The sequence below is a fragment of the Salinirubrum litoreum genome, assembly GCF_020567425.1.
Taxonomy (GTDB): Archaea; Halobacteriota; Halobacteria; order Halobacteriales; family Haloferacaceae; genus Salinirubrum; species Salinirubrum litoreum.
Window position 1 is genome coordinate 1,174,390 of sequence record NZ_JAJCVJ010000002.1, and the last position, 14,234, is coordinate 1,188,623.

At 67.6% G+C, this 14,234-nt stretch carries 14 protein-coding genes; 9 read left to right on the forward strand and 5 right to left on the reverse strand.

All coding sequences use genetic code 11. From position 1 onward, the window contains the following. Positions 1 to 15: 15 nt before the first annotated feature. The 5 genes from LI337_RS14440 (at position 16) to LI337_RS14460 (ending at position 5,894) form a co-directional block, all read left to right on the forward strand. Positions 16 to 993: an ABC transporter permease gene (locus LI337_RS14440; protein ID WP_227230581.1), complete on the forward strand. Its 978-nt coding sequence runs from the start codon at positions 16 to 18 to the stop codon at positions 991 to 993. Continuing rightward, complete coding sequence (locus tag LI337_RS14445) at positions 993 to 2,180, forward strand: ABC transporter permease (protein ID WP_227230583.1); 1,188 nt, start codon at positions 993 to 995, stop codon at positions 2,178 to 2,180. The genes LI337_RS14440 and LI337_RS14445 overlap by 1 nt, the downstream gene beginning before the upstream one ends. After that, on the forward strand, positions 2,177 to 3,256 hold the full coding sequence (locus tag LI337_RS14450; RefSeq protein WP_227230585.1) for an ABC transporter ATP-binding protein: 1,080 nt from the start codon (positions 2,177 to 2,179) through the stop codon (positions 3,254 to 3,256). Before LI337_RS14445 ends, LI337_RS14450 begins: the two co-directional genes overlap by 4 nt. Then, a complete protein-coding gene (locus tag LI337_RS14455; protein ID WP_227230587.1) occupies positions 3,253 to 4,569 on the forward strand; it encodes an ABC transporter ATP-binding protein in 1,317 nt (438 codons plus the stop codon). Before LI337_RS14450 ends, LI337_RS14455 begins: the two co-directional genes overlap by 4 nt. A 371-nt stretch (positions 4,570 to 4,940) precedes the next feature. Continuing rightward, positions 4,941 to 5,894 carry a transcription initiation factor IIB gene (locus LI337_RS14460; protein WP_227230589.1) on the forward strand — a complete coding sequence of 318 codons (954 nt, stop codon included), beginning with the start codon at positions 4,941 to 4,943 and terminating at the stop codon, positions 5,892 to 5,894. Positions 5,895 to 5,976: 82 nt separating this feature from the next. Here the strand turns inward: LI337_RS14460 and LI337_RS14465 are convergent, their stop codons facing one another. Beyond that, the gene (locus LI337_RS14465) at positions 5,977 to 7,800 is read right to left on the reverse strand and encodes a flippase activity-associated protein Agl23 (RefSeq protein WP_227230590.1); all 1,824 of its coding nucleotides are present in this window, start codon (positions 7,798 to 7,800) and stop codon (positions 5,977 to 5,979) included. Positions 7,801 to 7,884: 84 nt separating this feature from the next. On the opposite strand from LI337_RS14465, the gene LI337_RS14470 reads away from it, so the two are divergent. The 3 genes from LI337_RS14470 to LI337_RS14480 all read left to right on the forward strand — a co-directional run bounded on the left by LI337_RS14470 (position 7,885) and on the right by LI337_RS14480 (position 9,666). Next, complete coding sequence (locus tag LI337_RS14470) at positions 7,885 to 8,229, forward strand: DUF7964 domain-containing protein (RefSeq protein WP_227230592.1); 345 nt, start codon at positions 7,885 to 7,887, stop codon at positions 8,227 to 8,229. Between the two features lie 93 nt (positions 8,230 to 8,322). Continuing rightward, positions 8,323 to 8,547 (forward strand): DUF5795 family protein, encoded by a 225-nt coding sequence (locus LI337_RS14475; RefSeq protein ID WP_227230594.1) that lies wholly within the window; start codon positions 8,323 to 8,325, stop codon positions 8,545 to 8,547. 111 nt (positions 8,548 to 8,658) lie between these two features. Further along, complete coding sequence (locus LI337_RS14480) at positions 8,659 to 9,666, forward strand: lysylphosphatidylglycerol synthase domain-containing protein (protein ID WP_345777764.1); 1,008 nt, start codon at positions 8,659 to 8,661, stop codon at positions 9,664 to 9,666. A gap of 30 nt (positions 9,667 to 9,696) precedes the next feature. Here LI337_RS14480 and LI337_RS14485 read toward each other — a convergent pair whose 3' ends face one another. Then, positions 9,697 to 10,287, reverse strand: coding sequence for a DUF8170 family protein (locus tag LI337_RS14485; RefSeq protein WP_227230596.1), 591 nt, complete (start codon positions 10,285 to 10,287; stop codon positions 9,697 to 9,699). A 149-nt stretch (positions 10,288 to 10,436) separates the two neighbouring features. Between LI337_RS14485 and LI337_RS14490 the strand changes: the two genes are divergently transcribed. Then, complete coding sequence (locus LI337_RS14490) at positions 10,437 to 10,859, forward strand: helix-turn-helix domain-containing protein (protein WP_227230597.1); 423 nt, start codon at positions 10,437 to 10,439, stop codon at positions 10,857 to 10,859. 148 nt (positions 10,860 to 11,007) lie between these two features. Here the strand turns inward: LI337_RS14490 and secY are convergent, their stop codons facing one another. From secY to cobA, 3 genes are all read right to left on the reverse strand, one after another. Next, positions 11,008 to 12,519 carry a preprotein translocase subunit SecY gene (secY, locus tag LI337_RS14495; protein WP_227230598.1) on the reverse strand — a complete coding sequence of 504 codons (1,512 nt, stop codon included), beginning with the start codon at positions 12,517 to 12,519 and terminating at the stop codon, positions 11,008 to 11,010. Between the two features lie 129 nt (positions 12,520 to 12,648). Continuing rightward, on the reverse strand, positions 12,649 to 13,437 hold the full coding sequence (locus LI337_RS14500; RefSeq protein WP_227230599.1) for a uroporphyrinogen-III synthase: 789 nt from the start codon (positions 13,435 to 13,437) through the stop codon (positions 12,649 to 12,651). Continuing rightward, positions 13,427 to 14,233: a uroporphyrinogen-III C-methyltransferase gene (gene cobA, locus LI337_RS14505; RefSeq protein WP_227230600.1), complete on the reverse strand. Its 807-nt coding sequence runs from the start codon at positions 14,231 to 14,233 to the stop codon at positions 13,427 to 13,429. Before cobA ends, LI337_RS14500 begins: the two co-directional genes overlap by 11 nt. Between the last annotated feature and the right edge of the window lies 1 nt (position 14,234).

Sequence of the window (14,234 nt, forward strand, 5' to 3'; positions counted from 1 at the left end):
CTCACACCGATTTCTATGAGATGGTACATCGCACGCAGAGTCGCGTGGGCGGGAGTCGTGGCGTTCGTGATCCTGACGATCACGTTCGTCCTGTTAGACCTCGCGCCCGACGCACAGCTCGCACAGGTACAGTTCCAGGCGGCCTCGGGCGGCGGGGACGCACAGTCGGCCGCAGAGGCCTACCGCGAGCGGCGCGGCCTCGACGGCCCGCTGTGGCAACGCTACGCCGACTACCTCACGAACCTGTTCACCGGCGACTGGGGCTGGTCGGACACGCGCTCACAGCCGGTCACGGAGGCCATCCTGACGGCTATCCCGTACTCGATGATGTACTCCATCCCGTCGATCATCCTCTCGACGGTCATCGGGATGGGCATCGGGCTCTACTCCGCGCTCAACCAGTACACGAAGACCGACTACGCCGCGACGTTCGTGGCCTTCTTCGGCATCTCGATCCCGAACTTCTGGTTCGGCATCGTCCTGTTGCTGGTGTTCGCGGTCGAACTCGATCTGGTGCCGGTGTTGTTCAACGCCGACACCGCGATCAACGACACGTTCTCGCTGGCGAACGCCAAGCAACTCGTCCTGCCCGTCTTCGTGCTGGCGACGGGCGCGATGGCGTCCAACATGCGGTACGCCCGCGCCGAGGCACTGGAGTACGTGCAGGCGGAGTTCGTGAAGACGGCCCGCGCGAAGGGGGCGACCGGCTGGCGGATGTTGACGCGACACATCCTCCGGCCGACGCTCGTGCCCCTCTCGACACTCCTCGTCGGGGACTTACTCGGCCTGATCCTCTCGGCGTCGTATCTCGTCGAGGTGGTCTTCGGCATCCCCGGTCTGGGTCGACTGAGTCTGGACGCGATCCGGAATCAGGACACCGCGCTCGTGCTGGGGACGACGCTGATCCCGGTGTTCATCGCCGTGATCGGCAACCTGCTGCAGGACATCGCCTACGTGATCTTGGACCCGCGAATCGACTACGGTGATCGCTGATGGCGGCAGATACCCCCTCCGACCGGTTCGAGGACGTCGACTGGGACGAGGTCGGCGGCCAGGTCGGCGTGCGGTCGCCGACCCAGTGGGCCGCACTCGTCGCCTTCGGCGCCGTGGCGCTCTCGCTCGTCTACGACGTGTTCTTCGCGGGCGGGGATCCGACCTTCGAGTTCACCGTCGCCGGCTTCGAGTACGTCTGGGACGTGACCTCGGTCGACTGGCTGTTCGTGACGACGCTGCTCGTGTTGTTCTTCTACGCGGTCGTCCCGCTGGCTCAGAACCCACGGATGACGGCGTACTACTGGATGGAGTTCAAGAAGAACAAGCCCGCCGTGGTGAGTCTCGGCTTCCTCCTGGTGATCTTCTTCGTCGGGACGGTCGGGACGGTCTTCATCCAGCCGCCGGAACTGAACGTGATCGCCTCCTACCAGCCCCCGGTGTTCGCGAGCGTCGACGCCTCCGTGCCGAGTAGCTGTGTCGGCGACGTGACGAACGGTCGCTGTCAGGGCACCTGGGAGTACCCGCTCGGGACGACCGGCGACGGGAAGGGCATCCTGAAGATGGTCATCTTCGGGATGCGGGTCAGTATGCAGGTCGGGCTGATCGCCATGCTGATCTCGATCTTCATCGCCACCCTGGTCGGGGCGACGGCGGCGTACGCCGGCGGCTGGGTCGACGAGGTGCTGATGCGCTACGTCGACATCCAGCTTACCTTCCCGACGTTCTTCCTGTTCCTCTTCTTGGCGTACCTCTACGGGGGGAGCCTGTTCATCCTGATCATGATCTTCGGGGTGACGGGCTGGGGCGGCATCGCCCGGATCATCCGGAGCGAGGCGCTCCAGCGCAACGAAGAGGAGTACATCAGAGCCGCACAGAGCGCGGGCGCCTCGGGGCTGTACGTCGTGCGCCGGCACATGGTGCCGAACGTGTCGAACTCGATCATCACGGCCGCGACGTTGAACATCCCGATCCTGATCCTCTCGGAGGCGGCGCTCTCGTTCATCGGTGTCGGCGACGTGACCGTCCCCTCGTGGGGACAGGTCATCGCGTCGGGGCGAGGGGACCTCTCGACGGCGTGGTGGATCTCGACGATCCCCGGGGTGTTCCTCTTCTTGACGATCCTCGCGTTCAACTTCCTCGGTGACGCACTGAGAGACGCACTCGACCCACGACAGGAGACGCAATGAGCCAGCCACTACTCGCCGTCGAGGGCCTCCGGACGCACTTCCACACCGACGAGGGAACGGTCCGGGCGGTCGACGGCATCGACTTCGAGGTGCATCGTGGGGAGACCGTCTGTATCGTCGGGGAGTCCGGCTCCGGGAAGACCGTCGCCTCGGAGACGATCACACAGCTCATCCCCTCGCCGCCCGGCGAGATCGCCGGCGGGACGATCACCTTCGACGGCGAGGACATCACGAACCTCTCGGAGAAGCGCCTGCGGACGATCCGCGGCGGGCGGATCGGCCACGTGTTCCAGAACCCGCAGGGGGCGCTGAACCCGGTCTACACCGTCGGCTGGCAGATCGTCGAGGCGGTCCAACTCCACAGCGACCTCTCGAGAGACGATGCGCGTCGGAAGGCGATCGACCTGCTGGACCGGGTAGGCATCCCGGAAGCCAGTGCGCGCTTCGACGACTACCCACACGAGTTCTCCGGCGGGATGAAACAGCGCATCGTCATCGCGATGGCGCTGGCCTCCGAACCGGACCTGCTGATCGCCGACGAACCCACCACGGCACTCGACGTGACGATCCAGGCGCAGATTCTCCGCCTCCTGCAGGACCTACAGGAGGAGTTCGACATGGCGATCCTGCTCATCACCCACGACCTCGGCGTCGTCGCCGAGATCGCCGACCGCGTCGTCGTGATGTACGCGGGGAAGGTGATGGAGGCCGGCGACGTCTACCGCATCTTCGAGGATCCGGCCCACCCCTACACGCGGGCACTGCTCGACTGTCTGCCCGGCAGGGGCGGCGACACGCGCTCTATCGGCGGGTCGCTCCCCGACCCGACCGACCCGCCGGACGGCTGTCGGTTCGCGGCCCGCTGTCCGCACGCGGTCGAGGACTGTCACGTCGGCGACCAGCCACCGATGTACGACGTCGGGCCGGGCGACCACGAGGTCTCGTGTGTCCACTTCGCGCCCGGCGGCGATCCGAGCGTCGTCCTCGGGAGCGACCAGTCGGTCGAGACGAGCGCGGGTCGCGCAGACGGCGGGCGACCGGAGTCCGGGCCGAGCGAAGGAGGTGAGAGCCGATGAGCACAGACGACAGTCCGGTGCTCGAAGTCCGGAACCTGGAGAAACACTACCCCGTCACGGAGGGCGTGTTGAAGCGTGAGGTCGGCCGCGTCCGTGCAGTGGACGGCATCAGCTTCGACGTCCACCGAGGCGAGACGGTCGGTATCGTCGGCGAGTCGGGCTGTGGGAAGTCCACGGCTGCGACCTCGCTGCTCCGACTGGAAGACCCGACCGGCGGGCAGGTGCTGTTCGAGGGCGAGGACATCACCGAGTACAGCAAGGCCGAGTTGAAGCAGTTCCGCCGGGACGCCCAGATGATGTTCCAGGACCCCTCGGCGAGCTTCGACCCCCGGATGTCGGTCGGCGAGTCGGTCGCCGAACCGCTCGTCATCCACGGGTTGAACGACCGGGGGCGGCGACGTCGGATCGTCCAGGACCTCTTCGAGCGTGTCGGCCTGTCGGCCGACGACGTGGACCGGTATCCACACGAGTTCTCCGGCGGGCAGAAACAGCGCATCGCGCTGGCCCGCGCGCTCGTGTTGAACCCGAAGCTGATCGTCGCCGACGAACCGACGAGCGCGCTCGACGTCTCGATCCAGTCGGAGATCCTCGGCTTGATGTCGGACGTCCAGGAGGATTTCGACCTCTCGATCGTCTTCATCAGCCACGACATGGGCGTCATCCGCGAGGTGTGCGACCGCGTCGCGGTGATGTACCTCGGCGAGATCGTCGAACTCGCGCCGACCGAGGAGCTGTTCGGCAATCCACAGCACCCCTACACGCGGGCACTGCTGGGGTCGATCCCACAGCCAGACCCGCGCCAACGCGGCCAGGGCGTCAGGCTCACCGGCGACGTGCCGTCGCCGAGCAACCCGCCCGCAGGCTGTCGGTTCCACACGCGCTGTCCGGAGATCATCCAGCCCGAGGGCTACGACTTCGACCAGCCGGTGTGGCGCTCGGTGATGGACTTCCGGGTCCGCCTCCGACAGGGGGAGATCGATCTCGACGCGGTTCGCCGGTTCCTCGGCGACGAGGAGGCGGTCGAGAACCCCGACCTCGTCGACGACAGCGAGGTCGAGGCGGCCATCCGCGAGGAGTTCGACATCCCCGAGCGACTCTCGGATTCGGACGCCGAGGCGGTGCTGTCGGAGGCGTTCGAGTGGGTCGTGGACGGCGACTTCGAGGCGGCGAACGACCTGCTGGCCGACGAGTTCGAGACGGTCTGTGAGCGCGAGCCACCCGAACTGGCAGAGACCGACGCGGGCCACCCGGCCTCGTGTCACCTGCACAGCCCGGCCGACCCGGTCGAACCGACTGCGTCGGCGGACGACTGACGGCCGACGCACCCGACCTGACTGCGTCGGCGGACGACTGACGGCCGACGCACCCGACCTGACTGCGTCGGCGGACGACTGACGGCCGACGCAGGCGAACTGCCTGCCTCCGCAGATCGACGCGGCCACAGTTCCCACGTCGACAGCCGACCGACGGCCGATAGGCTTTTGCTCCTCGGACCGACGACTCGTCGTCTCCCGGCCGACTAAATACTACGAGCGTCGAAACCGCAAGCAAGCGACGTGTTCGGTGTCACTCCCCCGGGTTCTAATCGCCCGACAACGCCGGGGTGCATCGCTTGCCGCTATCCAGACGGTCATCAACGATCTGTTACAAAGGTTTAAACTTGCGCTTGCCTTTCGTCACAGTAATGGAGCGTCCTACCCGACAGCGCGCGCGTCAGCAGGAATCGGAGCAGGAGGCGGACGAAGGGGTACAGTGCCCCGAATGCGGTTCTGACGAGATCATCACGGACGCAGACCAGGGGGAACTCGTCTGTGACGACTGCGGGCTGGTGTTGGACGAACGCTCGATCGACCGGGGGCCGGAGTGGCGGGCGTTCAACCACTCGGAGCGACAGAGCAAGTCCCGCGTCGGCGCGCCGATCACCGAGACGATGCACGACCGGGGGCTGACGACGACGATCGACTGGAAGGACAAGGACGCCTACGGACGCTCGCTCTCCTCGGAGAAGCGATCTCAGATGCACCGCCTGCGCAAGTGGCAGGAGCGCATCCGGACGAAGGACGCCGGCGAGCGCAACCTGCAGTTCGCACTCAGCGAGATCGACCGCATGGCGAGTGCGCTCGGCGTCCCGCGTTCGGTCCGCGAGGTCGCCTCCGTCATCTACCGGCGCGCACTGAACGAGGACCTCATCCGGGGGCGCTCTATCGAAGGCGTCGCCACGAGCGCGCTGTACGCCGCCTGTCGACAGGAGGGCATCCCGCGCTCGCTCGACGAGGTGGCCGAAGTGTCCCGCGTCCCACAGAAGGAGATCGGCCGTACCTATCGCTACATCTCACAGGAACTCGGCCTCGAACTCCAGCCGGTCGACCCGAAACAGTTCGTCCCCCGCTTCGCCTCCTCGCTCGGCCTGAGCGAGGAAGTCCAGGCGAAGGCGACCGAGATCATCGACGTGTCCGCAGAGCAGGGCCTGCTCTCGGGCAAGTCGCCGACCGGCTTCGCCGCCGCCGCCATCTACGCCGCCTCCCTGCTGTGCAACGAGAAGAAGACACAGCGCGAGGTCGCCGACGTGGCGCAGGTGACCGAAGTCACCATCCGCAATCGCTATCAAGAGCAGATCGAAGCGATGGGCTTCCGGTAGGACACAGCCGCCGTTTCTCTCGTCGTTCGTCCTCCCGAGTAGTCACGACGCTCGGGAGCCGTGAGAGAGACGCAACCGCCGGTCAGTCCGCGACGAAGACGACCACGCGCTCGTTCCACAGCCGATACCGGTACTCGGTCGCGGTGTAGCCGTCACCGAGTGTCCGCGAGAGTGCCCCACGCTGGCCGGCCAGGGCGATCACGACCGCCGGCGGGTCGTCCACCGTGTCGAGTTCCTCGACGGTCCGGACGCTGTCGGTCGTCGCGCCGGTTCGCTCGACGTACCACGCGAGAGGGAGGCGGTTCCCCCAGCGGTCGCTGACGGGCGGGAACTCGTTCTGTGAGGCCGAGGGCGTGTAGAACTGGTCGCCGACGTACACCACGTCGGTTCCCTCGTGGCCCGCGACCGCAGCCGAGACGTTCGCGTGGAACCCGTCGAGGTCGTCGGCCGGTTGGGCGTAGTCGGCGAGCCGATCCGCGCGGTCCGGCTGGCCGACCGCGTTCTCGGTGGCCGGGACCGCCACCCCACCGGCGAACGCGACGAGTAGCAGGGTGACGGCCGCGACGTTGCCGGCCTCGCTCCGCCCCGCGCTCTCTCGGCCCCACCGGACCAGTCCGGCGAGACCGACGGCGGCCGGAAACGCCAGCGGCGCGGTGACGTAGACGAGGAGCCACGGCCCGAGCGTCTCGCTCGCGATGGGGAACAGCAGGAGCGCGGTCCCGCCCCACAGCGAGCCGAAGGTGACGAGGCCGCGCGGTCGCCCCTCGCGGTAACGGTCCCAGAGGAAAGCGGCGACCGCGAGCAGGAGAACCGGGAGCGCGACCGCCGCGACGAGTCCGGCGAAGTCGGCGAGGTACGGCAGGACGGCGTGGCCCTCGCGGTTCACGATCCAGACGCCCCAGACCGCCGAGGCGGGCCGGACCAGCGACTCGACGAGCACCGTCGGAAACGTCGCGGGTCGCCAGAGACTCGCGCCGCCGAAGGGGCCGGCCCGCGGCGCGAAGAACGTGACGAGGACGACGACCGCCAGCAGGGCACCGCGAGCGACCGGCGTCACCGCCTCGCGGGCCGAGGGCAGACGCTCTGCGAGTTCGGTGAGACCGGCCGCAGGGCCGTCGCCACGCCGGAGGAGTCGCTGGTCGGCGACGACGTAGCCCGCGAACAGCACGCAGGCGAGCGTCGGGAGGACGAACGCGGAGGTCGTCAGGGCCAGCGTCCCACAGAGGAGGCCGGCGTAGACCCACCGACGCGGCGTCGCGCCGGTCGGAGCCTCGGTCGCGCCGGGGCGCTGGCTGGCGACGTAGCCGTCGTAGGCTCGGAGCAGACAGCCGACCGCGAGGACCGTGAAGACGACGAGCGGTACGTCGCCCCGCGAGAACCGCGAGAAGTACAGCAGCGCGGGTTCGACCGCGAACAGCGCCGCGAGTGCGAGCGTCTCGTCGTCCCGGAGCCGTCCCCGAAAGAGGAGTGCGGTCGCCGGGAGTAGGCCGCCGAGGAGTGCGGGAACGAGTCGGGCGGTCGTGTCCGAGGGTCCGAACAGGGCGAAGACGTGGCGGTTGACGATCTGGAGGAAGGGACCGCCGGCGACCGGGCGGTACTGGAAGAAGCCGGTCTCGAGGTAGCGCAGGGTCCAGTAGCCGACGCGGGCCTCGTCCCAGTGGAAGCTCCGGGTGCCGAGCCCCGCGAGTCGCACGACGAGTGCCACGAGGACGATGCCGGCGACCGCGAGGGTGGTCCGGTCGCGGGACAGGAGGGGTGTCGTCGCGGTGCGGGCGTCGGTCCTTGTCACGGTTCTGGCGTCGGCCGTCTGCTCGGCGTGTTGTGTCGGTTCGGAGTCCTCTGCCGGCGTGCTGTCCGGGGGAGAAGGGGAGGGCGGGGTGTCCGACTCGGGGTCGTCGTCGGGCATCGTCCTGCTCTGCAGGCGCACGGGATAGAAGCGTTTCGTCTCCGGTTCGCAAGCGTGAAGCCTGCCGGGGGTCGTGGTCCGACCATGAGCGTGCTGGAGTCGTTGCCGCCACGACCACTGCCCGAGAGCGCGGTCGCGGCACTGAACCGGAGCGAGTCGGTCGACCTCGTGGTCTCGGTCGGCGTGACGACCGGCCCGGCGGGAGACGCGGAGTCGGACGACGAGAGACGGGAGGACCCGGGCGGTCCCGCGACCGGACTGCTGGTCGTCACCGACTCGTGGGCGAAGGGCCTCGCGCTGTCACCGGAGGACGGCTGGCAGGTCGTCGAGACGGTGTCGCTGGCGGAGGCCGAGCGGTTCGAGGCGTTACAACGGGCCGAAGACGCCGTGTTGGCGTTTCAGGCCGACGAGTCAGAGCGGTCGGACTGAGTCGGGGCGAGTCTGATCGAGTCGGACCGAAGCCGACCGAGCCACCCTGTACGGGACGGAAGCCCTTACTTGCCTGCCGCCACTTCGACGGGTATGAGCAATCGCGTCGTGCAGGGACGGATGGTGACTTCGGAGACACTCGCGGAACTGATCGAGGGTGAGCGCCCGATGGAGGCGGAACCCATCGAGGACGCCGACCGCGACTGTCCGGAGTGCGGGGGCAACGTCCTCTCGGTGGGGTACATGCCGAGTGTCACCGAGTTCGTGACGGCCTACAAGTGTCAGGACTGCGACTGGGGCGAGTCGGATAGAGACTGACGCGGGCCGTCTCTGTCGACCGACCGTCGCCTGACGGAGGCTATCCACGACACCACGGCCACCGAGCGCTCGGCCGACGACCTTTTGCGCGCCCCACGCACACCGACAGTCGTGCGACGAGTCGTGCGGTTTGCCGTCGGTGCGACGCTGGGTGTCGGAGCGCTGGTCGCGTATCTCTGGGTCGTCGGCGTCGACACCGTCCTCGCCAGAGCCGCGCAGATCGCGCCGTGGGCGTTCGGCCTCGTCGTCCTGCTCGTGGTCCTCGAAGGGATCGCAGACGGCATCGGCGTCTGGGCGTCGATCCGCCCGCTGGGTGACGGGCTCTCGGCTCCGCAGGCGGTGCAGTTCGCGCTGGCGGGCGACTTCTTCGACACGCTCAGTCCGGCCGGCCCGGTGAGTTCCGAACCGATCATGGCCCGGTTCATCGGCGTCACGACCGCGACGACCTACAGCGACGCGCTCGGCGTCCGGTCGGTGGCGAAGTACGTCAAGTCCGGCGCACAGATCCTCGTCTCGACGCTGGTCGCCGGGGTCGTCCTCCTCGGCGGCGACCTGCCGCAGTATCTCGTCGCGACGATGGGCGGGACCGTCCTCGGCCTGGTGGTCGCGGGCGCGGTGCTCGTCCGGTTCCGCGCCGGCCTGTCGAAACCGCTGGTCGTCGGCCTGACGCCGGTCGTCTCGCTCGTCTCCGGACTCTACCGCGAGGAGCCACACGACCGGTCGGTCGTCGAGGCGGCGGTCGAGCGGTTCTGGACGCGGATCGTCCGGTTCCGCGAGTCGCCCGAACTGCTCCTGTTGATCGCGGTCGGCGGGGTCACGGAGCAGCTTCTCACCGCCGCCGCGCTGTGGGTCGCGCTGGCCGGCACCGGGACGACCGTTCCCTTCCTGCCGATTCTCGCGGTCGTGCCCCTGCCGCAGATCGCCAGCGTGGTGCCGATTCCGGGGAGCCTCGGCGCGAAGGACGTGTTGCTGAGTGGCGCGCTGACGCTGACGACCGGCGCGGCTTCGGCGGCGACGCTGGCGGCCGTGTTGGTCGTCAGGACCGTCTCGATTCCGTTCGGTGTGTCTGCCGGCGGGCTGTGTGTGGCGTTTCTGCGTGGCTGGCGGCCGGGTGTGTGAACCTCTTCGATGCCGAGACAGACTCCCGAGTCACGGAATCTCTTCGACAACGACCGGAAGATCGGCGGCCGTCTCCCACTCTACACACCTGTCTCCCGTCAACAGCGCCGCGACGTGTGATGCGGCCATACCGTTGTCGTACCGGTCACGCTCGGTGTCATCGTCCCGATACCGGCGCTTCAGGACCCACGTCTTCGGTCGGTACTCCGGTGCGAACAGCAGCCCGAGTTCCCAGACGTACCCGCCGTCGAAATCCTCGACGACTGCGACCACATGTGAGGCTCGACCGCAGAGGATGTCGAACACCCGAACCCACAGTTCGATTTCCTCTGGTGTGAGTCCGTAGTCTTCGAGTCTCGTCGCCATCGCCGGCGGATCGGTCCGGTCGTCGAGCAGATCGTAGACCGTCTTCCGTCGGGTCGCCGCCCCAGTCTCACCGCCCGCACCCGCGACGAGATACCTACGTTCGTGGTTCCGGAACCGACTCATTTGTTCGCCGTTGACGAGGTCTTTGACGCGCTGGTGTTCAGTCGGTGTAAGCGATACTGACTCGACTTCGGTCAGTATCTCGTCCGCGTTCGGAACTGTCTCGTCGGTCTCCCGGTCGCCTGGGTCACCCATCGCTCCAATGATCTCACTGAATCTTTTTCAATTGTGCGCTCACTGGCTACTCACTGTTGATTTGAATCGACAACAGTTGCGCTAGCACTTGCGGTAGCATCCTCATTTGAGCACAAGTGCTTATGATGCTGGCCAACAGAGTGAGACGTATGCAACCGACGACTACGCAACGTCGGCAGTCCGATGGTCCGGACGACTTCGACACGTGGCGTGCGCTCCAGAAGTCGACCGACAAGAAACGGGCAGACATCATCGCCGACCTCGTCGGCCACCCGAGCGGACTGGCGAGCGTCGAAGAACTCGACTACATGAACCCTCCGCTGAGTGAAGACGCCATCCGTCGACACCTGAACACGCTCCGTGAGGTGGGCGTCGTCAGACGCCGAGAGTTCGAGACTGGGAATCGCGTCCAGGGGTATCCGTACCAGTTCTACGAGATCACCGAGGAGGCACGCGCGCTGTTCGACCGGAACGGACTGTTTCCGGAGTCGGCGTGGCAACGGCAGTACGCGAGCGTCGAAAAGACGTCCAGAATCCGTGAGATCGAATCGATGCCGCGTCCAGAGGTGTAGCTCGGTTCGGGGATCGGAGTCCCGACTCCGAGTCGAACGCATGTCTGTGGGACACGTTCAAACACACAGTCAAGTGTCGCGCATGGGGCCTGCATCTGGAGAGATCGGGCTTGAAGAAACCGCACTCCGACTGAGAACGAGATAGTCGTCAGTCGCCGCCGCCGCCGAACATGTTCCGCATCATCGGGTGCATCTCCATCAACTGCTCTTCGGCGATCTCCTCGTAGAGTTTGTAGGTGATGGAGACCGTCAGCAGGAGGCCGGTCCCGGAGACCTGCCCGATGGTGCCGAGCATGTTCGCCATCACGGCGAGCAGGCCGACCAGCGCGCCGCCGATGACGGTCACCTGCGGGATGTACCGCTCCATGACCTTCTCGATCACCTGCGGGTTCCGCCGGAAGCCGGGGATCTGCATCCCGGAGTTCTGGATCTGCTTGGCGGTCGCCTCCGGCCCCATGCCGGTGGTCTCCACCCAGAAGATGGCGAAGATGGCCCCGCCGATCAGCATGAACGTCAGGTCCACCAAGACGCGGATGATGATCTGCCACGGCTCGACTGCCGTGGGCGTCAGCCCGATGAACCACATCCAGTCGGAGCGTGCCTGGATCGGGGCGAGGTAGTAGAACACCCCGCCGACGACCTGTCCCTGCTGGGTGTAGTCACCGAGCCAGACGGGCATCGTCGCGCCGAGTTGGCTGTTGAGGATGCGGCCGAGGAACTGGATGTTCGCCTGCAGTGCGCGGACGAGGATCATCGGCAGGACGCTGGCGTAGATGAGCTTCACCGGGAAGCGACCGCGCGCGCCCTTCACCCGGGCGTGCGAGAGGGGAATCTCGACGCGGACGGACTCGGCGTAGACGACGATACCGAAGATGAGCACCGTCGTCACCAGCGCGAGGATGTCGCCGGTCCCGAGCAGCAGGTCCTGGATCCCGGTCGGCGTCAGCACCGAGCCGGAGCCGAGCTGGATCTCACCGGTGATGATGGCGATCCAGGTGGCGATGAAGCCGTCCTGACTCGCTTGGGAGAGCCCCTGCCACGCGAACAGGCCGCCGACGAGCTGCTGGCTCACGCCCGCGATGATGAACAGCCCGACCCCGCTGCCGACGCCCCACTTGGAGACGATCTCGTCCATGAACAGGATCAGGATACCGCCGACCGCGATCTGCGCGAAGATCAGCGTCTTCACGCCGTTCGTCGCGGTGCCGCCGGTACTGCCGAACAGCGACTGTGCGACCGCGTCGCTGGCGGGCAGGAAGTTCCCGGCGAACACCATCGGCAGGCCCGTCAGGAAGATCATCACGACGACCAGGAGCTTCTGGAGCCCCTGGTAGAGGATCTGATCACGCGGGTCGTCGGTGTCCAGGCCGAGCAGGTCGGCCCCGCCGAGCAGTTGCAGGACGATGCTCGCGGTGACGATGGGACCGATCCCCAGTTGGAGGACCGACCCCTGCTGTCCCGCGAGGATGCTCCGGAACTGGCCGTAGAAGTCGCCCTCGACGGTGCCGAGGCCGAACAACGTGACGTTCGTCAGGAAGAAGTACAACACGAGGATCCCGGCGGTCCAGCCGAGCTTCCGCCTGAAGGGGACGTGCCCCTCTGGCCGGGCCACGGAGGGCATCCGCGTGAGTACCGGTTCGGCGGCTTCTTTCCATCCCATATACCGGCACACACCGGTCCCGTCTTTGTAGGTGCTTCGCTTTCGCCCCCGACCCGGATCGCTCCCGTCACCCGTCAGCCCGGCCGCGAACCGACGATTCGAGGTCTCGACCCCTGCTCGGCTCGCTGCTCACTCGTGGTAGGTCGGACTGGCGAACTCGACGGTCTCACACGCCAGCGTCTCGAAGTCGGCCCTCGCGGGGACCACGTCGACCGGGATGCCGACACCGCGCGCGGTCTCGGCGGTCGGGTCGCCGATGACGCCGACGACCGCCTCGCCCAGCCCCGCGACTGCGTCGGCCCGCACACCCCGCGCCGCCGCCGCGTCGAGGAAGTTCTCGACCGTCAGCGACGAGGTGAACAGCGCGACGTCGAGGTCGCCTGCCGCCGCGCGCTCGGCCGACTCGCCCGCGCTCTCGGGCCGGACGAGTCGATAGAGGACGGTCTCGTGGACGTCCGCGCCGGCCTCGCGCAGGCCGTCGAGCAGGACCGCGCTCCCGTGGTCGCTCCGGGCGACCTCGACGCGCGCGCCGCTCACTTCGTCTGCGAGTCGCTCGACGAGACCGGCCGAGGAGAACGTCTCCGGCACGACGTCGACCGGGTAGCCGGCCCGCCGGAGCGCGTCGGCGGTGCTGTCGCCGATGGCACAGACCGTGGTGTCCTCGGCCGGGTTCCAGCCCGCGTCGGCGACGAGTTCGACGCCGGTCTTGCTCGTGAAGATCACGTAGTCGCCCGCCTCCGGCGTCGCGCCGGTCGGGTCCACCGCGAGCATCGGATCGGCGACCGCCTCGCAGCCGAGCGATTCGAGCAGTTCGACCGCGTCTGCGAGACGCTCGTCGTCCGGGCGGAAGACGGCGACCGTGAGTCGCTTGTCCGCGTTTCCGGCAGGAGTCGTCTCGGTGTCCTCGTCACTCGGCATCGTCGGCTCCCTCCCTGCGGTCGGTCGCCGACTGGGTTTCGAGGAACTGCCGCACCCGGTCGCGGGTCCCGGCCACCTCGCCGATCACGGTGATCGCGGGCGGTTCGATCCCCGCCTCGTCCCGCACGTCGACGATGGTGTCGAGGGTCCCACACGCCACGCGCATGTCGGGCCACGTCGCGCGCTCCACGAGTGCGACAGGCGTGTCGGGGTCCATCCCGGCGTCGCGCAGTTCGGCGGTGTACTGTGGCAGTTTACCGACGCCCATCAGCACGACGATGGTCCCGCCGGTCGCCGCGAGGGCGTGCCAGTTCACCGCCGACTCGTCTTTCGTCGGATCCTCGTGACCGGTGACGAACGAGACCGACGAGGCGTGATCGCGGTGCGTGACGGGGATGTCGGCAACCGCCGGTCCGGCGATGGCGGAGGTGATCCCCGGCACGACCTCGGCGGGGATACCGGCTTCCGCGAGGTGTTCGAGTTCCTCGCCGCCGCGCCCGAAGACGAAGGGGTCGCCGCCCTTCAGTCGGACCACGGTCTTGCCCTCGCGGGCCAGTTCGACGAGGCGGCGGTTGGTGTACTCCTGTGGCGTCCACTCGCCGCCAGCGCGCTTGCCCACGTCCTCGCGTTTCTCCTCGGGGATCTGTCCGAGAATCTCCGGACCGGGGAGTTTGTCGTGGAGGACCACGTCCGCCTCCTCCAGCAGGCGGGCCGCCTTCAGGGTCATGAGGTCGGGGTCGCCGGGACCACTGCCGACGAGGTAGACCCGCCCGACCGTCTCCGACTGCTCGCTCATC